Below are 18,809 nucleotides of genomic sequence, written 5' to 3'. Positions count from 1 at the left end.
TAGTTTATTCAGACGACCTTTGTCATAAAACGGGTTTGGCGGTATTTATTCAGCATGGGCGGGCATTTCGCGCGTCCGTCAGCTGGGCGGTATGGCGATAATGTCGGTAGGGAAAATGATGGTTTGGCTTTATAATCTGATTCATTCTTTTCAGGCAGACCATTATGGAACACGATTCAAACGAAACCATGCGCCTTTCCAAGCGTATGGCGCAATTGGGCTTATGCTCGCGCCGCGAGGCGGATAGCTACATCGAGCAAGGCTGGGTCAAGGTCAACGGGCAAACCGCCGTACTCGGTCAGAAAGTAACCGAACGCGACCGCATCGACCTCAACCGGCAGGCGCATGAAAAACAGGCGGAGCGCGTCACCATCCTGCTCAACAAGCCCGTCGGCTACGTCAGCGCGCAGGCGGAAAAAGGCTACAAATCCGCCGCCGAGCTGATTACCGCCGACAACCGTTGGGAAGGCGACGACAGCCGCATTCCGTTCAGCGAAAAACACAAATTCGGCTTGGCGCCCGCCGGCAGGCTGGACATCGATTCCGTTGGGTTGCTGGTGTTGACGCAGGACGGCCGCATCGCCAAGCAGCTTATCGGCGAAAACAGCGGCAGCGAAAAAGAATATCTGGTGCGCGTGCGCGGCAAATTGGACGAAAAAGGACTTGCCTTGCTTAACCACGGATTGAGTCTGGACGGAGAGAAACTGCGCCCCGCCAAAGTAGAATGGCAAAACGAAGACCAACTGCGTTTCGTGTTGAAACAGGGCAAGAAGCGGCAAATCCGCCGTATGTGCGAACTCGTCGGTTTGCGCGTTGTCGGGTTGAAGCGGATTCGGATGGGTAAAGTCAAACTGGGTAAACTGCCGCCCGGCAAATGGCGTTATCTGCGAGCGGATGAGTCGTTTTGATTGGATTTGAACTTGGGAATGACGGCAAGAGGTCGTCTGAAAGCGTCACTGTATCCGTTTTATAAAGATAAGAATATGAATTTAGAAACCAAAATCCCGCCGCCGGCGGTATGTTTTATCTGCGCATTGCTGATGTATGCCTCTGCGCAAGTATCCGCGCTGGCAGGCATGCTGCCGCGCTTTCCTATATTGCTGTCGGTTGTTTTGATAGCGTTTGGGACGGCGTTTGGCGTGTTAGGTGTGTGGGCGTTTCGCCGTGTGCGCACGACCGTCAGCCCGTTCAACCCCGAACAAACCGAACACTTCGTTTCAGACGGCGTGTACCGTTTCAGCCGCAACCCGATGTATGCGGGCATGGGCTGCTGGCTGGCGGCATGGGCGGGACACTTGGCGCATCCGTTGCCGTGGCTGTTTTTGGCGGTATTTGCCGCCTATATGACGCGGTTTCAAATCATGCCTGAAGAACGCGTTTTGGCGCAGAAATTCGGTGCTGAGTATGAAGCGTACTGCCGACGCGTCCGCCGTTGGTTATAAAAGCGGAAACGTCAAATCAGGTATCGCCCCTGCGCCTTTGCGACATGAGATGATCCGGCTGCGCCGATTGACTCGGATTGTGTGAATCCGCGATGGCTCGAATCAAACAAAAGGTCGTCTGAAACCCCAAAACAGGGTTTCAGACGACCTTTCTAGTCAACTGCCTGCATCAAATTAATGATGACCGCAGCCGCATTCTTTTTTCATGTCGATAACCATGCGACCGGTAATTTTGCCTTCGCGCATTTCTTGGAAAATCGCCGGAGCTTCGTCCAAAGCACGCAGTTGGACTTTCGGTACCACCAAGCCTTCTGCGCCGAATTGGAAGGCTTCTTCCAAGTCTTTGCGCGTACCGACCAGCGAGCCGACCACTTCGATGCCGTCCAAGACCAAGCGGGGGATGGACAGGTCCATAGATTCGGGCGGCAGGCCGATGGCGACGACGCGGCCGCCTGCGCGGACGCAGTCCACAGCAGAGTTGAACGCGGCGGCGGATACGGCGGTAACAACGGCTGCATGTGCGCCGCCGGTTTTTTCCTGAATCACTTTGGCTGCGTCTTCTTTGGCAGCGTTGATGACTAAATCTGCGCCGCTTTCTTTAGCGAATGCCAGTTTTTCATCATTGATGTCGATGGCGACGACGTGTGCGCCGAATACTTTTTTCGCGTATTGGACACCCAAGTTGCCCAAACCGCCCGCACCGTAAATGGCAATCCATTGTCCCGGACGCACGCCGGAAACTTTCACGCCTTTGTAAGTGGTTACGCCGGCGCAGGTAATGCTGGAAGCTTGCGCAGGGTCGAGGCCGTCGGGTACTTTGACGGCGTAGTCTGCATCGACGATACAGTGGGTCGCCATGCCGCCGTCGGCGGTGTAGCCTGCGTTCAATACGGAACGACACAAGGTTTCGCGGCCGGTATTACAGTATTCGCACGAACCGCAGCTTTGGAACAACCATGCGATGCTGACGCGGTCGCCAACTTTCAGTGCATTCGCGCCCGGAGCGACTTCTTTGACGATACCGATGCCTTCGTGTCCCAACACGCGTCCCGGTTTTTCGCCGTAGTCGCCTGCCGCAACGTGCAGGTCGGTATGGCACACGCCGCAACATTCGACTTCAACCAACGCCTCGCCGTATTCCAACGGGCGTACTTCGCGTTCTACAACTTCTACATCACCTGCTACATTTTGATTCACAACAACTGCTTGCATCTTCATGGTGTTCTCCTTGGCATTCGTAAGAAATCCGTAAATGGTGGGACAGGCGGAATCGGAATAACGCCCTTCCTCTGAATGAGAATACTCCCCTTCATTTCGCTGTGTCAACACCCTATCTTTTTGAAAAATAAGAAATAAAATGTTATACCATAACAATCTGTTTGCGCAGAAATATATCTGCCAAGCCGCTGAAAAATTCTTACACATATCATGTAAAAAAGGTCGTCTGAAAACTTTAAATACATTAACAAACCCGCTTCATTTCCATGCGGGGTCAAGCCTTATCGGATTAGATTTCCTATTTTAGAAAATTACATATTTGGAATTTTGAGAACGATATCATTTTTAGTGCTTGAACTGAAAGAGAAAAAATACTATTCTATTTTCAGACGACGTTTGAGGAACGTCCAAAACCTAAGAAAGACAACCAAGGAGACAGCATCATGGCAAAAGATTTAAATGTGTTTGATAAAGAGTACGGCCTCTTGATTAACGGCGTGTGGACAAAACCCGGCGCGCTTTTGGATTCGTACAATCCTGCCAACGGCGAAGTATTGGCGAAATTCACCGACGCGACCGATGCCGATGTGGATGCCGCCGTCGCCGCCGCGCAAGAAGCGTTCAAAACATGGCGCAAAACCACCACCACCGAACGCGCCGCCATACTCAACAAAATCGCCGATGTGATTGACGACAACTTGGAATTGTTCGCCTTGCAGGAAACGCTGGACAACGGCAAACCCATCCGCGAAACCCGCGCCGCCGACATCCCGCTGGCTTCCGACCATTTCCGCTACTTTGCCAGCGTGATCCGCGGCGAAGAAGGCACTGCAACCCAGCTTGACTCCGAAGACTTGTCTATCGTCTTGCGCGAACCTATCGGCGTAGTCGGTCAGATTATCCCGTGGAACTTCCCCTTCCTGATGGCGGCTTGGAAAATCGCCCCCGCACTCGCCGCAGGCTGTACCATCGTTATCCACCCGTCTTCCAGCACTTCGCTGAGCCTGTTGTCGTTCGCACAAAAAATCAACCACCTGCTGCCTAAAGGCGTGTTAAACATCATCACCGGACGCGGTTCCAAATCCGGCGAATACATGCTGCACCACAAAGGCTTCAACAAGCTCGCCTTTACCGGTTCGACCGAAATCGGTCGCCACATCGGCATCGCCGCCGCCGAAATGCTGATTCCCGCCACCTTGGAGCTGGGCGGCAAATCTGCCAACATCTTCTTTGACGACATGCCGTTCGACAAAGCCCTCGAAGGCGCGCAAAAAGGTATTTTGTTCAACCAAGGCCAAGTGTGCTGCGCCGGTTCGCGCATCTTCGTTCAGGAAGGCATTTACGACAAATTCGTCAACGCCTTGGCGGAAGAGTTCAAAAAAATCAAAGTCGGCCTGCCTTGGGAAGACGATACCCAAATGGGTTCGCAAGTCAACGCCGGTCAGCTCGAAACCATTTTGAAATACGTCAAAATCGGCGAACAGGAAGGCTGTCGCATCATCACCGGCGGTAAGAAAATCGAAGGCGAGTTGGGCAAAGGCGAATTTGTCGAGCCGACCTTGATCGAAGCCGGCAGCAACAACGCCCGCGTTGCCCAAGAAGAAATCTTCGGCCCGGTTGCCACCGTGATTAAATTCAAAACCGAAGAAGAAGTCATCAAAATGGCCAACGACAGCGAATACGGCTTGGGCGGTGCAGTTTGGAGCAAAGACATCAACCGCTGCCTGCGCGTTTCCAATGCGCTGGAAACCGGCCGCGTTTGGGTGAACTGCTACAACCGCCTGCCCGCAGGCGCACCGTTTGGCGGCTACAAAACTTCAGGTATCGGCCGCGAAACCCACAAAATGATGCTCGCCGCGTACACGCAGGTGAAAAACATCTACATTTCCACCCGCGAAGAGCGCGAAGGCTTCTATTGATTGCCTGCTGAACATCGTTTATTGATGTAGAAAAAAAGGTCGTCTGAAAATCCGGATTCGGGTTTCAGACGACCTTTTTGTGTTGACTGGATTTTTATGAGTACTTGTCGTTATAGACAAATAAACCGTCAAGCTTGGCTTTGGGAAAGATTAAACGGTTTTTAGAAGATTCATGATGCCAAAGGGGGGTAATTTTGTTATACGGTGTTTGCCAGCATGGTTAGCGCATAAGGTTCCAGGCCATTTTGACGGCAATCAACAGCAGCATGATGCCGAAGGAGATTTTGAGCTGACGGGCGGGGAGTTTGTGCGCGGTTTTGACGCCGATTGGGGCGAAAATCATGGTGGCGATGCTGAGGATGGCGACGGCGGGCAGATAGAGAAAGCCGCCGGAGCCGTGGGGCAGGTCGGGAACGTTCCAGCCAGTAACGAGATAGCCGATTGTGCCGGCGAGCGCAATCGGCCAGGCAAGGCCGGAGGATGTGCCGATGGCGCGGTGGGCGGGGAAGTTGCAATACATCAGGAAGGGGACGGACAGCGAGCCGCCGCCGATGCCGACCCAGCTCGAAGCTGCGCCGAACAATGTGCCGACCACGCTCAGACCGGGCAGGGCGGGCAGGTGGCGCGAGGCTTTGGGTTTGGAGTTGGTGAGGGTTTTGAGGGCGATAAGGGTTAGGAATGAGATGAAGAAGATTTGCAGGGCGCGGGTAGGCATGTATTTGGCAGTTACCGCGCCGATCAGTACGCCGAATATCATGGAAGGGGTCATACGGCGGACAGTCTGCCAGTCGATGGCGCTTTTTTTGTGCTGCGCGTACATGCTGGAGAAGGTGGTGAACACCATTACGGCGAAGGATGTGCCGATGGCGAGATGTTGGGCGTAGGGGTGGCTGCTGATGCCTTGCAGTTGCAGTGTCCACAAGACGACGGGGACAACCAGCGTACCGCCGCCTACGCCGAACAATCCTGCAATAAAGCCAGTAGCGCTTCCGACGGCGAGCAGGGCGAGGATAATATCCCAAGTCCACATTTTTCAGACAACCTTTTTGTTCCTGCGGCGTTTTTTCAGCCAACGCCGTGCCGCCATAATGTAGCCGGAGAGACTGTACCCCAAGAAGAAGAGGAATAAGACGAGGGCGGGCTTCCATGTGATTAAGAGGAGGATCAACACGGCGATTACCATGCCCATAAACGGGACTTGGCGGCGAATGTTGATTTCTTTAAAGCTCCAAAACGGGATTTGGACAATCATGGAAATGCCGGCGAAAAGCGTGATGCCCAATGCCCACCAATGTACGCCGGGGAAGCGTTCGACGCTGTGGTTGACCCAAATCAGGCCGACAATCAACGCGGCGGCGGTCGGGCTGGGGACGCCGATAAACCAGCGTTTATCGACTTTGCCGATAAGCGTGTTGAAGAGGGCGAGGCGCAGGGCGGCGCAGGCGCAGTAGATGAAGGCGACGGAATAACCGATTTTGCCGAATTGCGAAAGTTGCCATTTGTAAATAATCAATGCAGGCGCAACGCCGAAACTGACCATGTCGGCAAGGCTGTCGAGCTGTTCGCCGAATGCGCTTTGGCTGTTGGTCAGCCGCGCCACGCGCCCGTCCATGCCGTCGAGCAGCATGGAGAGGAATACTGCGATCGCCGCTATTTCAAAGTGCTTGTGCATGGATTGGGTGATGGCGAAGAAGGCGCAGAACAGGGCGGCGATGGTGAAGGAGTTGGGCAGCAGGTAGATACTGTTGCGGCGCAATGAATTGCGTTGCAGGTTTTGAGGGTTTTGCGTATTGTCCATAAGCGTTCGATGATGCTGTACGAAGCAGATTTAGGGATTATACCGTATCGTGACCGCCTGACAATTTAATAACGATGGTATTTTTTTATGGCGGCGCGGTTCTGTAACTTGGGTGATGAAAAAGGTCGTCTGAAAACCTTTCGAGGTTTCAGACGACCTTTTGTTTAAGCTGTCATCAGCTCAGTTTGCCGTGGCATTGTTTGTATTTCAGGCCGCTTCCGCAAGGGCAGGGGTCGTTGCGGTGGACGACTTGGCCTTGGGCGGCAAGTGCTTCGGGGCTGAAATCCGTTCCGTCGGGATCGAACGCTTCGGTAACCAAATTGGTTTGGGATTGTCCGAGCAGTTCTTCCATATCGGGCGCTTCGGAGTGGATGGTTTGGATGCCGACGGGTGCGGGTTCGGCAATTTCTTCTACATCGGTGTTGCGCTCGATTTGGACGGAGGTCAAGAGGGCGGCGGTTTGATGCTTGATGCCGCGCCACAGGTTTTCAAACATGGCGAAGGCTTCGCGTTTGTATTCCTGTTTCGGATTTTTCTGGGCATAGCTGCGCAGGTGGATGCCTTGGCGCAGGTAGTCCATGGCGGCAAGGTGTTCGCGCCATTGCAGGTCGATGACTTGCAGCATGACGTTGCGTTCGAAATCCGCCATCGGTTTTTTACCGACCAGCTCGACTTTTGCCGCGTATTCTTCTTCCACGCGTTTAATCAGACGCTCTTTGATGTCCTGATTGTCCAAAGTGCTGTCTGCTTTGAGCCATGCTTGGATGTCTTCGTGCAGGCGGAATTCGGCGGCAAGCTGGCTTTCGAGTGCGGGGATGTCCCATTGCTCTTCCATGCTGTCGGGCGGTATGTACAAATCGACCAAATCGCTGATGACTTCTTCGCGGATACCTTTAGTCAGGTCGCTGACGTCTTTGCTGTTGAGGATTTCGTTGCGTTGGTGGTAGATGACTTTACGTTGGTCGTTGGCAACGTCGTCGTATTCCAATACTTGTTTGCGCATGTCGAAGTTGCGGCCTTCGACTTTGCGTTGCGCGCCTTCGATTTGGCGGGTCAGCATGCCGTGTTCGATGGCGACGCCGCGTTCCGGCGCAAGGCGGTTGAGGATGGCGGCGGCACGATCGAGCGCGAAGAGGCGTAGCAGAGGATCTTCAAATGAGAGGTAGAAGCGGCTGGAGCCGGGGTCGCCCTGACGGCCTGCGCGTCCGCGCAATTGGTTGTCGATGCGACGGCTTTCGTGGCGTTCGGTGCCGATGATGTGCAGGCCGCCTGCCGCGACCACTTGGTCGTGTTCTGCCTGCCAGCCGTTTTCAAGGGCGGCGATTTGTGCGGCTTTTTCCTCGTCGCTCAGGTTTTCGTTGGACTGGATGGCTTCGATTTGGTGCTTGAGGTTGCCGCCGAGGACGATGTCGGTACCGCGGCCCGCCATGTTGGTGGCGACGGTAATGGCACCGACTTTACCGGCTTGGGCGACAATCAGGGCTTCGCGTTCGTGTTCTTTAGCGTTGAGGACGTTGTGCGGCAGTCCGGCTTTTTGTAGAAGACGGGAAACCAGCTCGGAGTTTTCGATGCTGGTGGTACCGACGAGGACGGGTTGTCCGCGTTTGTGGCATTCTTCGATGTCTTTGACGACGGCTTCGAATTTTTCTTCGGCAGAACGGAAAATCTGGTCGTTGAAGTCTTTGCGCTGTACGGGGCGGTTGGTCGGGATGATGACGGTTTCGAGGTTGTAGATGCTTTGGAACTCGAAAGCCTCGGTATCGGCGGTACCGGTCATGCCGGAGAGTTTGGTGTACAGGCGGAAGTAGTTTTGGAAGGTGATGGAGGCGAGGGTTTGGTTTTCGCGTTTGATTTCCACGCCTTCTTTGGCTTCGACGGCTTGGTGCAGGCCTTCGGACCAGCGGCGGCCGGACATCAGACGACCTGTAAATTCGTCCACGATGACGATTTCGCCGTCTTGGATGACGTAGTGTTGGTCTTTATGGAATAACGTATGCGCGCGCAATGCTGCCATAAGGTGGTGCATCAGGGCGATGTTGGCGGCGGAGTAGAGGGAGTCGTTTTCTTGCAGCAAACCCATTTGAATCAGGATTTGTTCGGCGTGTTCGTGACCCGCTTCGCTCAAGATGACTTGGTGTGCTTTTTCATCGACCCAGTAATCGCCTTCGCCTTCTTCGGTTTCTTGGCGGATGAGGTGCGCGGGAAGGCTGTTCATGATTTGGTACAGCTGGATGTTGTCATCCGCCTGCCCGGAGATAATCAGCGGGGTGCGCGCTTCGTCGATCAGAATGGAGTCCACTTCGTCCACTACGGCAAAATTCAATTCGCGCTGAACTTTGTCGTATTGGTCGGTCACCATGTTGTCGCGCAGGTAGTCGAAGCCGAATTCGTTGTTGGTACCGTAGGTAATGTCGGAGCCGTAGGCGTTTTGACGGTCAAACGGCTGCATATCGGCGACGATGACGCCGACGTTTAAGCCGAGGAAATTGTAGAGCGGTTCCATAATGCCTGCGTCGCGGGCAGCAAGGTAGTCGTTGACGGTAACGACGTGCACGCCTTTGCCGGACAGGGCGTTGAGATAGACGGCAAGGGTGGCGACCAAGGTTTTACCTTCGCCGGTACGCATTTCGGCGATTTTGCCGTCGTGCAGCACCATGCCGCCGATAAGCTGGACGTCGAAGTGGCGCATACCGAGTACGCGGCGGGACGCTTCGCGGCAGACGGCGAAGGCTTCGACCAAGATGTCGTCCAAAGTCTGACCGTTGGCGAGGCGTTGTTTGAATTCGGCTGTTTTAGCCTGTAAATCCGCATCGCTCAAGGCTTTCATTTGTTCTTCGAGTGCGTTGATTTTGGCAACGGATTTACGGTATTGTTTGAGCAGCCGGTCATTGCGGCTGCCGAAGATTTTCTTAGCAATGTTTGTCAGCATGAAATAGTTCCTGCGCCTGATATAAAATAATGGCGAAACGGGGATTTTAACACAAGCCTCGCGGCAAGGCAGTCATGCCGTTTGAAATAAAGGCAGTTTTACCGGATTTCAATCTTGATAATACAACCGTACACTTTGAAAAGGTCGTCTGAAACATATGAATTTGGAACAATTGGGCAAGCGGGATGCGCGGTTGGCCGGTTTGTTGCAGCAGTCGCAACAATGGCGCAGGCTGGATGCGGCAGTCAAACGCATTCTGCCGGCAAACCTGCACCCGCACTTTCAAACCGCCTGCATCGAAGAGGGCAGGCTGGTGTTGCTGGCGGCAAACGGTATGGCGGCTTCGCGCCTGAAAATGATATTGCCTGCGCTTGTGCCGCAGCTTCAGGAATTGAACGCGGGGATTCGGGATGTGGCGGTCAAAGTCGTACCGAAGCCGCCGGCACAACCCAAAGTCAACAGCCTGCATTTGAGCGGGGCGGCATTGGAGAGTTTTGATGCGGCGGCGGTAAAATTGGAAGACAAGCATCCTGAATTGGCTGCCGCGCTGGCGGAGTTGGTGCGCAAACACAGCCGTTGAGTTTGAAATGGTTGTGTTGTTTGTTAATTAAAGTTAAAGAATATTTCGTCTGACCGATAAAATCTAATACTAAAGAAATACGACATTAATAGTAGCTATTCTCATTTGTGTAAACTGAGGTAAAATAGCCGTTGAATTTTGGATTTGTTCGATTTGTTGTAGCAGAATATAGCTTCATTTTCATCCTTCTTTCGCTTGCGGATATGAAATCTGAAATTAGGTTCATTAATATATATTCGCAAGTTTTATTTTGTAGAACTTAACATATTCTCACCTATCATTAGGAGATACACATGAAAGCTTATTTGGCTCTGATTTCCGCTGCCGTTATCGGCTTGTCCGCTTGTTCACAAGAAGCTTCAAAACCTGCTGAAGCCTCTGCTCCGACTGCATCTGCTGCTTCCGAAGCCGCACCTGCACCTGCACCTGCAGAAAGCGCACCTCCTGCCGATGCTCCTGCTTCCGGCGCGGCTTCAGCCAACTCTGCCGCAGCACCTGCCGCCGGCAACTGCGCGACTACTGTCGAAGCCAACGACGCTATGCAGTTCAACACTAAAGAAATCCAAGTCAGCAAAGCTTGTAAAGAATTCACCGTTACTCTGAAACACACCGGTACCCAACCTAAAGAAAGCATGGGTCACAACATCGTCATCGGTAAAGCCGAAGACATGGACGGTATTTTCAAAGACGGTGCCGGCGCTGCTGCAACCGACTATGTGAAAGCTGACGATGCACGCGTTGTTGCCCACACCAAACTGGTCGGCGGCGGCGAAGAAGCTTCCCTGACTCTGGATCCTGCCAAACTGGCGGGCGGCGAATACAAATTTGCCTGCACCTTCCCGGGACACGGTGCTTTGATGAACGGCAAAGTGACTTTGGTCGACTAATCCGTCCAAGCTTCAAAATACAGACAGCCTGCTTTATGCAGGCTGTTTTGTTATAAAATGGTCGTCTGAAAAGTACCCATTGAGAACACAAACATGAATCCGTTTGAAACCAAAAGCGTTACCTTTGCCGAACCGATTGAAATGCTGTATGCCTGCCACGGCAAAGTGCGCCGTTTCTGCGGCCAGGTCGCCATGCTGTCGGACTATATCGCCGAAAACGGCTGCAATCAGATTGTTTTGCAAACCATCCGCCAAATCGCCCAGTATTTCAACGTTGCCGCCCCGCTGCACCATGAAGACGAAGAAGAAAACTTCTTCCCGCTCCTGCTGCAATACGCGCCGCAAGCCCAAGAAAGCGTGGACGAGCTTTTGCGCCAACATGTCAGCCTGCATGGCAACTGGGATGCCGTGGCTGCCGAATTTGCCAAACTCGAAGCAGATAACGCCTATATCCCCGATGCGGAAGCGTTCAAACGCTTTGTGGCGGGTTACGATGTGCATCTGGCGATTGAAGAGCCTTTGTTCGACATGGGCAAAACGTTTATCCCCAAAGAGAAGCTGACCGAAATCGGCGAAATCATGGCGGCGCGCCGACGCAGATAAGGCCGTTTACAGATTGCCGTTTCTTCAAACAAAGGTCGTCTGAAAACTTGAAAGCAGATTTTCAGACGACCTCAATATCACCCGTAACACAACCACGTCGTCTGAAAAGGAAGCAAACCATGCTGACCCCGAAAAGCTGCGATTTGTTCAATATCCCGTTTTTTCAGTTTGCCCAGCTCAAAAAATACCAGCCCGAAAGCATTCCGCAAATCAAAGCCGACTACAAGGAAAACTGGCAGATATGGCAGCAGTTGATACAGCAGGTCGCCGCAGACTTGGGCGAACCTTTCGCCCCGCCGCATATCGAACGCTGGTGTAACGGCTGGCAGGTTCGCGCCCATTTCTTCGCCTACTTCAAATACGCCCAATACAAAAATTCCGCCGCGATTTTATCGATTTTATTGAACCGCCGCCGCCTGAGTGTCAGCCTAGACTGGCACTGCTATAAAGCCGACGTATCACCGATTGCGCTGCCGGAATACAACCGCTGGCTGGATGATTTCGATACCGAGAAATACGCCGCATTCGATATGTGGCACGGCGCGGAAAGCGAATATGGCGACTACCGCACTGTCGCACAACAAAGCGAATCCGACCGAAGGTTGCAAAACGACGAAGACTTTTTCTGCATCGGCAAACACATCGAACGCGACGATTTGGGCAAACAGGATGTAGCAAAATGGATAGCCGAAACGGTGGAAGATTTACTGCCGCTTTACGAAGCCTGTCACGGCAAATGATTCAGAAAACGGACGGGTACGAATGCCCGTCTTATACACCAACCCAACCCGGAGGTCGTCTGAAAATCAAATTGAGAACATTTCAGACGACCTGATTTCCAAAGTGAACAAAATGACCGAAACCCAATCCCTAGAACTCGCCAAAGCGTTGATTTCCCGCCCGTCCGTTACCCCCGACGACCGAGATTGCCAAAAACTGCTTGCCGAACGCCTGCAAAAAATCGGTTTTGCGGCTGAAGAACTCCATTTCGGCGACACCAAAAACATCTGGTTGCGACGCGGCACGCAGGCTCCCGTCGTCTGTTTTGCAGGGCATACCGACGTCGTGCCGACAGGTCCTGTTGAAAAATGGGATTCGCCCCCGTTCGAGCCAACCGAGCGCGACGGAAGATTATACGGGCGCGGCGCGGCGGACATGAAAACCAGCATCGCCTGCTTCGTTACCGCCTGCGAACGCTTCATTGCCGAGCATCCCTATCACCAAGGCAGCATTGCGCTTTTGATTACTTCCGACGAAGAGGGCGACGCGCTGGACGGTACGACCAAAGTCGTCGATGTATTGAAAGCGCGCGACGAGCTTATCGACTACTGCATCGTCGGCGAACCGACCGCCGTGGACAAATTGGGCGATATGATTAAAAACGGCCGGCGCGGCTCGCTGTCGGGCAACCTGACCGTCAAAGGCAAGCAAGGACATATTGCCTATCCGCATTTGGCAATCAATCCCGTACATACTTTTGCACCGGCCTTGTTAGAGCTGACGCAGGAAGTCTGGGACGAAGGCAACGAATACTTTCCGCCGACCAGCTTTCAAATTTCCAATATCAACGGCGGCACAGGCGCGACCAATGTCATTCCGGGCGAGCTGAACGTCAAATTCAATTTCCGCTTCTCCACCGAGTCCACCGAAGCAGGGCTGAAACAACGCGTTCACGCCATTTTGGACAAACACGGCGTGCAATACGATTTGCAGTGGTCGTGTTCGGGCCAGCCCTTCCTGACCCACGCGGGCAAACTGACCGACGTGGCACGCGCAGTCATCGCCGAAACCTGCGGCGTAGAGACCGAATTGTCCACCACCGGTGGCACTTCTGACGGACGCTTCATTAAAGCCATTGCGAAAGAACTCATCGAACTGGGTCCGTCCAATGCCACCATCCACCAAATCAACGAAAACGTGCGGCTGGACGACATTCCAAAGCTGTCGGCAGTGTATGAGGGGATATTGGCGCGGTTGTTGGCTGAAAAGGCCGTCTGAAAAGAAGATGGGCTGTCGGATATGGATGTCCGACAATTTGATTAGACCTAACGTGAGTTTGAGATAACGCATTGATTTTTATGTAGAGCGATTTATTTGAACGGCAATCCATTCCCTCTCCCGTGGGAGAGGGTTAGGGAGAGGGCATCGGGGCGGCAACGGAAATATTGTCTGTATCTGCCCCGGTTTACCCTCTCCCTGACCCTCCCCCACAGGGGGGCAAGTTGCAGGTACGCCAATGGAATATGGTTGAAACCCGGCCCCTCAGGGCAGTAGAATTTTGTTTATTTTTTGGGAAGTAACCCCTTCCAAATCAGGGTAACAGGGCTGCGCCTTATGTGCAGCCCTGTGTGTTGAAACATTGAGGAATATAACCGTGCCGTCAAATTACTTTCATACGCGTGAACGATTGGGTGCTTTAGGCGGCATCGTGCAACATCATACCGCCTTGTACCGCAGCGTGGCGGTACATGAACCGACTGTGGTTATCGTGCGGCGCGGATGCAAGAAGCTGCGGTGGGCGGGGCGCGAATTGAGGATTGCGGCGGGTGAGGTTGTCGCGTTGGCAGGCGGGCAGACGTTTGACGTCATCAATATTCCCGATTCAGACGACCTCTATCAGGCGCAATGGATTGCTTTCGAACAGGAAGCCATAGAAAGGTTTGCCGCACAATACGGGACGGCGCAGGCAGTGTGCGATGCGGTGAAGCTGCCGCACCCCGGGCGGATGAACGCGGCGTTTGATTATGCGGCTGCGGTGCTGGCGGATGAAGAAGTGCCGCACAATGCGGCGGAGGCCGCGCTTTGCGGCGTGTTGGCGTGGTTGCAGCATGACGGCATCGGTTTTGCCGTGTACGAAGGCGTCAACCTGATGCGGCAAATCCGCAAACTGATTACCGCCGATATGGCTGCGGACTGGTCGTCGGCGATGCTGGCGAAGCGGCTTAATTGCAGCGAGGCCGCGTTGCGGCGGCGGTTGGCGCGGCAGGAAACGAATTTCCGTACGCTGCTGACGGATGTACGCATGATGCGCGCGCTGACGCTATTGCAGGTTACGCAATGGCCGGTGGCGCAGATTGCCGGCGCGGTCGGCTATGACTGCCCGTCCCGTTTCAGCGCGCGCTTCAAAGAGCGGTTCGGTTGCGTACCGTCGGCGGTCCGCTCGGAAGCGGAGCCGGCGGCATATCGGCGCACGGGGCAGGTCAGCGTCGGTGTTCGACCGTGAATTTCGCTTCGCCCAAGCTGTTTGCCTTAGTGAAGAAACCGACCAGTGCTGGTGTGGATTCGGCGGTGATGTTCGGCAGCTTGGCGACTTTCAGCGCGGTGAGCGTGAATTCGTAGCGGTGTTTCCTGCCTTCGGGAGGACACGCGCCGCCGTAGCCCGGAGTGCCGAAGTCTGTGCGGGTTTGCAGTGCGCCTTTGGGCAGCCTGCCGCCTTGCGCGGTAATGCCTGCGGGCAGGCGGCGGACATCGGCTGGGATGTCGGCGACCACCCAGTGCATCCACCCCAGACCGGTCGGCGCGTCTTTATCGTAAACGGTCAGGACGAAACTTTTTGTCCCTGCGGGCGGATTTTTCCACGACAGCGCGGGCGAAGCATTGCCGCCCGAACAGCCGAAGCCGTAAGGCGCGCTCAAAAGCTGGTTTTGCGTGAAGCCGCCGTCTTTGGACGGGTTGTCGAATTGCAGCGTGAATGCGCCCTCGGCAAAGGCAGCGGTTGAAAAAGCCAGCAGTACGGCGGAGAGGATGCGGGTTTGCATAGATGATTCCTTTGCTTGATGAATAAGTGGATTCATTATAGGCTGTCAATGGCGGCAGGAATGTGCCGAAACGGTTGGATGATGTGCCGAAATGCGCAAATGTAAAAATCCGTGGTTTCAGACGACCCTTTGCAGGTCGTCTGAAATCTTTAATTCCTTTCCCTGAGGCTTTGGAAATATCGAATATTTAGGAATTGCCGCAACCCAACCCTCAAGATTTACGTCATAGCCTGTTCCTGCATCGGCGTGTGGGAATGACGAAAATTGGGGATTTTGCCGTCAAATCCATGATAGAGATACGGAGCAAACGAATGATTACCCTGCCTTCCTTAAACAATCTGCCGTCAAAATGGGATGAAATCCGCCATTGGCTCGAAACCCAAGTTTTTGAGTGTGAAGTCATGCCGTATCCCAATCTGACGGAACACGAAGCCAAGCAGTTCGAGCAGGATTTTATCGACTGTATCGGCTGCGCGCCTGAAGAATATGTCCGTATCCGCCGCGCCATCCGTTTGTTGGAAGCGCATTATCCTGACAGCTCAAACGAATTAACCGCCGCCGCCATTGCCACGCCTTTGGGCGAGATGCTGGCGGTGTTCGGTGGCAAAGGGTTGTGTTTGCTGGAATTTGTCGGGCAGAAGCATATGGAACAGGAAATTACCGCCGTCCAAAAAGCCTTGCGCGGACGGTTTGTGTTTCGGGAGGATGAGCGAACGCAACTTCTGCGGCAGGAATTGGACTTATACTTCAAGGGTCGTCTGAAAACCTTTGCCACGCCCTTGGAGCAGATTGGTACCGAATTTCAAAAGCAGGCATGGGATGCGCTCTTGGCGATTCCTTACGGCGAAACGCGCAGCTACAAGGAGCAGGCGCAGCGTTTGGGCAATCCTAAAGCCGTCCGCGCCGTTGCCGCCGCCAACGGGCAGAACAAAGTGTCCATCCTGATTCCCTGCCACCGCGTCATCGGCAGCGACGGCAAGCTGACCGGCTACGCAGGCGGCCTGAATCGCAAACAGTCGCTGCTTGCTTTGGAACGCGGCGAAGTTCAGACGACCTTGTTTTGATTTCGGAGCAGGCTTCGCACTCTGAAAAACGGTCGGCAATGATGCCTGACAAAATCCGCATACAAAACAATATCGGGCATCAATGCCCGACCTGCCGGAAAGGAGAAATACGAATATGAACCTGAAAAACCGCCATTTCCTGAAACTTTTGGACTTCACGCCCGAAGAAATCACCGCCTACCTCGACCTTGCCGCCGAGTTGAAAGCCGCTAAAAAGGCAGGGCGCGAAGTGCAGCGGATGAAAGGGAAGAACATCGCCCTGATTTTTGAAAAAACATCGACCCGCACCCGCTGCGCGTTTGAAGTCGCCGCGCGCGACCAAGGGGCGGGGGTCACTTATCTGGAGCCGTCCGCCAGCCAAATCGGACATAAGGAAAGCATCAAAGACACCGCCCGCGTGTTGGGCAGGATGTACGACGGCATCGAATATCGCGGCTTCGGACAGGACGTGGTCGAAGAATTGGCGAAATACGCCAGCGTGCCCGTGTTCAACGGCCTGACCAACGAATTCCACCCCACCCAAATGCTCGCCGACGCGCTGACCATGCGCGAACACAGCGGCAAACCTTTGAACCAAACCGCGTTTGCCTACGTCGGCGACGCGCGTTACAACATGGCAAATTCGCTGCTGGTGTTGGGCGCGAAGCTCGGTATGGACGTGCGTATCGGCGCACCGAAAACCTTGTGGCCGTCTGAAAACATCGTCGCCCGCGCCCGCGCTGTCGCCGAAGAAACCGGCGGAAAGATTTTGCTCACCGAAAACGCGGAAGAAGCCGTCAAAGGCGTCGATTTCATCCATACCGACGTGTGGGTCAGCATGGGCGAGCCGAAAGAAGCGTGGCAGGAACGCATTGATTTATTGAAAGATTATCGCGTTACTCCCGAACTGATGGCGGCATCGGGCAACTCGCAGGTCAAATTCATGCACTGCCTGCCCGCCTTCCACAATCGCGAAACCAAAGTCGGTGAATGGATTTTCGAAACCTTCGGCTTAAACGGCGTGGAAGTAACGGAAGAAGTATTCGAAAGCCCCGCCAGCATCGTGTTCGACCAAGCGGAAAACCGGATGCACACGATTAAAGCGGTGATGGTGGCGGCGCTGGGGGATTGACGGCGTTTCTGTTTGAATCCATTAAATAAGGTCGTCTGAAAATCAATATAACGGGTTTTCAGACGACCTTTTGCCTTTATATCCTTTATAATCACGTCCATCACATTTTTATCCGCGCGCCCCTCCAAGCGGCGACGGAGCAATACGCGGCAGAGGCATGGCGGGTTCAGTTTAAACGGGTTTGGCATGGCTCCACCTGTCCAGATTGAAGCTTAATCCGCCATCTGAATACGCCGCCCATCCGAAAGGTTCGCATGACCACTTATTCCCTCTTCGTTACCTGCCCGCGCGGTCTTGAAGCCCCTTTATCCCAAGAACTCGAACAACTCAAATGCCAAGACATCCGCGCTGTTGACGGCGGCGTCGCGTGCAAAGGCGGTATGGAGCAGGTGTACCGCATCAACCTGCATTCGCGCACTGCCAGCCGCGTGTTGCTGCGCCTGACCAAAAGCGGCTACCGCAACGAGCAAGATATTTATAAAGCGGCGAAAAATATCCGCTGGACGGATTGGTTCGACTTGGAACAAACCTTCAAAGTCAAAGTAGAAGGCAAACGCGCCCAAGTCAAAAGTTTGGATTTCGTCGGACTGAAAATCAAAGACGCCGTGTGCGACGTGTTCCGCGACGCTTGCGGCGCGCGCCCCAGCGTCGACAAAATCCGCCCCGACATCCGCATCCATGCCTTTATCGACGAACGCGACATTCAAATTTTCATCGACACATCCGGTGAAGCCTTGTTCAAACGCGGCTACCGCCAAGATACGGGCGAAGCGCCGATGCGCGAAAACTTAGCGGCGGGCTTGCTGCTGCTGGCGGGCTATGACGGCACGCAGCCTTTTCAAGACCCGTTTTGCGGCAGCGGCACCATCGTCATCGAAGCCGCTTGGATTGCCACCCGCCGCGCGCCCGGTTTGATGCGCCGTTTCGGGTTTGAAAAGCTGAAAAACTTTGATGCCGCCCTTTGGAAAAAGCTGCAACACGAAGCCGAAACGCAAATCCGCCCTGCGTCTGCCCCGATTTCAGGCAGCGACAACGACCGCCATATGATCCGCGCCGCCGTTGCCAACGCCCAAGCTGCCGAAGTGGACACGTTTGTCCGTTTTGAAGTCAAAGACGCGCAGGACACCCGTCCGAACGGGGAAGGCGGCATCCTGATTTCCAATCCGCCTTACGGCGTCCGCCTTGCCGAAGTCCAAGCCCTGCAAGCCCTTTACCCGCAGTTGGGCGCGTGGCTGAAGCAGCATTACGCGGGCTGGCTGGCGGGAATGTTTACCGGCGACCGCGATATGCCGAAATTCATGCGTCTTTCGCCCAAACGCAAAATCCCGCTCTACAACGGCAACTTAGACTGCCGCCTGTTTTTGATGGATATGGTCAAAGGGTCGAACCGATAAATACGGTTGAAGGTCGTCTGAAAAGCGGTGGCAACGCTGTTTCCGTTTTCAGACGACCTTTTTGTTTGGAAGAAATATAGTGGATTAACTTTAAATCAGGACAAGG

Annotated in this window: 17 protein-coding genes; 12 read left to right on the top strand and 5 right to left on the bottom strand. The window is 54.0% G+C overall.

Translation table 11 applies throughout. From position 1 onward, the window contains the following. The first annotated feature begins 164 nt into the window (after positions 1-164). Entirely contained in the window at positions 165-908 is a 744-nt protein-coding gene (locus HMPREF3277_RS09030; protein WP_009312411.1) for a pseudouridine synthase, read from the top strand. Between the two features lie 75 nt (positions 909-983). After that, positions 984-1,442, top strand: coding sequence for a methyltransferase family protein (locus tag HMPREF3277_RS09025; protein ID WP_070870912.1), 459 nt, complete (start codon positions 984-986; stop codon positions 1,440-1,442). Positions 1,443-1,616: 174 nt separating this feature from the next. On the opposite strand, the gene adhP is transcribed toward HMPREF3277_RS09025, so the two are convergent. After that, positions 1,617-2,660 carry an alcohol dehydrogenase AdhP gene (gene adhP, locus HMPREF3277_RS09020; protein ID WP_080980554.1) on the bottom strand — a complete coding sequence of 348 codons (1,044 nt, stop codon included), beginning with the start codon at positions 2,658-2,660 and terminating at the stop codon, positions 1,617-1,619. Positions 2,661-3,103: 443 nt separating this feature from the next. Between adhP and HMPREF3277_RS09015 the strand changes: the two genes are divergently transcribed. Then, positions 3,104-4,579, top strand: coding sequence for an aldehyde dehydrogenase family protein (locus HMPREF3277_RS09015; RefSeq protein WP_070870911.1), 1,476 nt, complete (start codon positions 3,104-3,106; stop codon positions 4,577-4,579). 220 nt (positions 4,580-4,799) lie between these two features. On the opposite strand, the gene HMPREF3277_RS09010 is transcribed toward HMPREF3277_RS09015, so the two are convergent. The 3 genes from HMPREF3277_RS09010 to secA all read right to left on the bottom strand — a co-directional run bounded on the left by HMPREF3277_RS09010 (position 4,800) and on the right by secA (position 9,306). Then, on the bottom strand, positions 4,800-5,609 hold the full coding sequence (locus HMPREF3277_RS09010) for a sulfite exporter TauE/SafE family protein (RefSeq protein WP_070870910.1): 810 nt from the start codon (positions 5,607-5,609) through the stop codon (positions 4,800-4,802). 3 nt (positions 5,610-5,612) lie between these two features. Further along, a complete protein-coding gene (gene pssA / locus HMPREF3277_RS09005) occupies positions 5,613-6,377 on the bottom strand; it encodes a CDP-diacylglycerol--serine O-phosphatidyltransferase (RefSeq protein ID WP_003776916.1) in 765 nt (254 codons plus the stop codon). A gap of 175 nt (positions 6,378-6,552) precedes the next feature. Next, a complete protein-coding gene (secA, locus tag HMPREF3277_RS09000) occupies positions 6,553-9,306 on the bottom strand; it encodes a preprotein translocase subunit SecA (protein ID WP_070870908.1) in 2,754 nt (917 codons plus the stop codon). A 157-nt stretch (positions 9,307-9,463) separates the two neighbouring features. On the opposite strand from secA, the gene HMPREF3277_RS08995 reads away from it, so the two are divergent. From HMPREF3277_RS08995 to HMPREF3277_RS08970, 6 genes are all read left to right on the top strand, one after another. Next, positions 9,464-9,886 carry a DciA family protein gene (locus HMPREF3277_RS08995; RefSeq protein ID WP_070870906.1) on the top strand — a complete coding sequence of 141 codons (423 nt, stop codon included), beginning with the start codon at positions 9,464-9,466 and terminating at the stop codon, positions 9,884-9,886. Between the two features lie 293 nt (positions 9,887-10,179). Then, entirely contained in the window at positions 10,180-10,773 is a 594-nt protein-coding gene (gene azu / locus HMPREF3277_RS08990) for an azurin (RefSeq protein ID WP_070870904.1), read from the top strand. A gap of 93 nt (positions 10,774-10,866) precedes the next feature. Continuing rightward, the gene (locus HMPREF3277_RS08985) at positions 10,867-11,376 is read left to right on the top strand and encodes a hemerythrin domain-containing protein (RefSeq protein ID WP_003741856.1); all 510 of its coding nucleotides are present in this window, start codon (positions 10,867-10,869) and stop codon (positions 11,374-11,376) included. A 119-nt stretch (positions 11,377-11,495) separates the two neighbouring features. Next, the gene (locus HMPREF3277_RS08980; RefSeq protein WP_070870902.1) at positions 11,496-12,116 is read left to right on the top strand and encodes an HI_0552 family protein; all 621 of its coding nucleotides are present in this window, start codon (positions 11,496-11,498) and stop codon (positions 12,114-12,116) included. A 112-nt stretch (positions 12,117-12,228) separates the two neighbouring features. After that, entirely contained in the window at positions 12,229-13,374 is a 1,146-nt protein-coding gene (gene dapE, locus HMPREF3277_RS08975; protein WP_070870913.1) for a succinyl-diaminopimelate desuccinylase, read from the top strand. Between the two features lie 409 nt (positions 13,375-13,783). Further along, entirely contained in the window at positions 13,784-14,599 is an 816-nt protein-coding gene (locus HMPREF3277_RS08970; RefSeq protein WP_210401167.1) for a helix-turn-helix transcriptional regulator, read from the top strand. On the opposite strand, the gene HMPREF3277_RS08965 is transcribed toward HMPREF3277_RS08970, so the two are convergent. Further along, positions 14,577-15,134: a YbhB/YbcL family Raf kinase inhibitor-like protein gene (locus HMPREF3277_RS08965; RefSeq protein WP_009173847.1), complete on the bottom strand. Its 558-nt coding sequence runs from the start codon at positions 15,132-15,134 to the stop codon at positions 14,577-14,579. The genes HMPREF3277_RS08970 and HMPREF3277_RS08965 overlap by 23 nt on opposite strands. A gap of 254 nt (positions 15,135-15,388) precedes the next feature. On the opposite strand from HMPREF3277_RS08965, the gene HMPREF3277_RS08960 reads away from it, so the two are divergent. The 3 genes from HMPREF3277_RS08960 to HMPREF3277_RS08950 all read left to right on the top strand — a co-directional run bounded on the left by HMPREF3277_RS08960 (position 15,389) and on the right by HMPREF3277_RS08950 (position 18,703). Beyond that, positions 15,389-16,198 (top strand): methylated-DNA--[protein]-cysteine S-methyltransferase, encoded by an 810-nt coding sequence (locus tag HMPREF3277_RS08960; protein ID WP_094113513.1) that lies wholly within the window; start codon positions 15,389-15,391, stop codon positions 16,196-16,198. A gap of 115 nt (positions 16,199-16,313) precedes the next feature. Further along, positions 16,314-17,309, top strand: coding sequence for an ornithine carbamoyltransferase (argF, locus tag HMPREF3277_RS08955; RefSeq protein WP_070870896.1), 996 nt, complete (start codon positions 16,314-16,316; stop codon positions 17,307-17,309). Between the two features lie 254 nt (positions 17,310-17,563). Then, a complete protein-coding gene (locus HMPREF3277_RS08950) occupies positions 17,564-18,703 on the top strand; it encodes a THUMP domain-containing class I SAM-dependent RNA methyltransferase (RefSeq protein WP_070870895.1) in 1,140 nt (379 codons plus the stop codon). Positions 18,704-18,809 lie beyond the last annotated feature (106 nt).

The organism is Neisseria sp. HMSC70E02 (assembly GCF_001838645.1).
In the GTDB taxonomy this organism is placed as follows: Bacteria; Pseudomonadota; Gammaproteobacteria; order Burkholderiales; family Neisseriaceae; genus Neisseria; species Neisseria macacae.
This window is presented reverse-complemented; position numbering and strand designations above follow the sequence as displayed.

What these genes read in the sequence shown, in the direction of transcription:
- azu (WP_070870904.1), top strand. Translation starts at nt 10,180, where the DNA reads ATGAAAGCTTATTTGGCTCTGATTTCCGCTGCCGTTATCGGCTTGTCC.
- HMPREF3277_RS09015 (WP_070870911.1), top strand. Translation starts at nt 3,104, where the DNA reads ATGGCAAAAGATTTAAATGTGTTTGATAAAGAGTACGGCCTCTTGATT.
- pssA (WP_003776916.1), bottom strand. Translation starts at nt 6,377, where the DNA reads ATGGACAATACGCAAAACCCTCAAAACCTGCAACGCAATTCATTGCGC.
- adhP (WP_080980554.1), bottom strand. Translation starts at nt 2,660, where the DNA reads ATGAAGATGCAAGCAGTTGTTGTGAATCAAAATGTAGCAGGTGATGTA.
- HMPREF3277_RS08965 (WP_009173847.1), bottom strand. Translation starts at nt 15,134, where the DNA reads ATGCAAACCCGCATCCTCTCCGCCGTACTGCTGGCTTTTTCAACCGCT.
- HMPREF3277_RS08985 (WP_003741856.1), top strand. Translation starts at nt 10,867, where the DNA reads ATGAATCCGTTTGAAACCAAAAGCGTTACCTTTGCCGAACCGATTGAA.
- HMPREF3277_RS09025 (WP_070870912.1), top strand. Translation starts at nt 984, where the DNA reads ATGAATTTAGAAACCAAAATCCCGCCGCCGGCGGTATGTTTTATCTGC.
- HMPREF3277_RS08980 (WP_070870902.1), top strand. Translation starts at nt 11,496, where the DNA reads ATGCTGACCCCGAAAAGCTGCGATTTGTTCAATATCCCGTTTTTTCAG.
- HMPREF3277_RS08960 (WP_094113513.1), top strand. Translation starts at nt 15,389, where the DNA reads ATGACGAAAATTGGGGATTTTGCCGTCAAATCCATGATAGAGATACGG.
- HMPREF3277_RS09030 (WP_009312411.1), top strand. Translation starts at nt 165, where the DNA reads ATGGAACACGATTCAAACGAAACCATGCGCCTTTCCAAGCGTATGGCG.
- secA (WP_070870908.1), bottom strand. Translation starts at nt 9,306, where the DNA reads ATGCTGACAAACATTGCTAAGAAAATCTTCGGCAGCCGCAATGACCGG.
- dapE (WP_070870913.1), top strand. Translation starts at nt 12,229, where the DNA reads ATGACCGAAACCCAATCCCTAGAACTCGCCAAAGCGTTGATTTCCCGC.
- argF (WP_070870896.1), top strand. Translation starts at nt 16,314, where the DNA reads ATGAACCTGAAAAACCGCCATTTCCTGAAACTTTTGGACTTCACGCCC.
- HMPREF3277_RS08950 (WP_070870895.1), top strand. Translation starts at nt 17,564, where the DNA reads ATGACCACTTATTCCCTCTTCGTTACCTGCCCGCGCGGTCTTGAAGCC.
- HMPREF3277_RS09010 (WP_070870910.1), bottom strand. Translation starts at nt 5,609, where the DNA reads ATGTGGACTTGGGATATTATCCTCGCCCTGCTCGCCGTCGGAAGCGCT.
- HMPREF3277_RS08995 (WP_070870906.1), top strand. Translation starts at nt 9,464, where the DNA reads ATGAATTTGGAACAATTGGGCAAGCGGGATGCGCGGTTGGCCGGTTTG.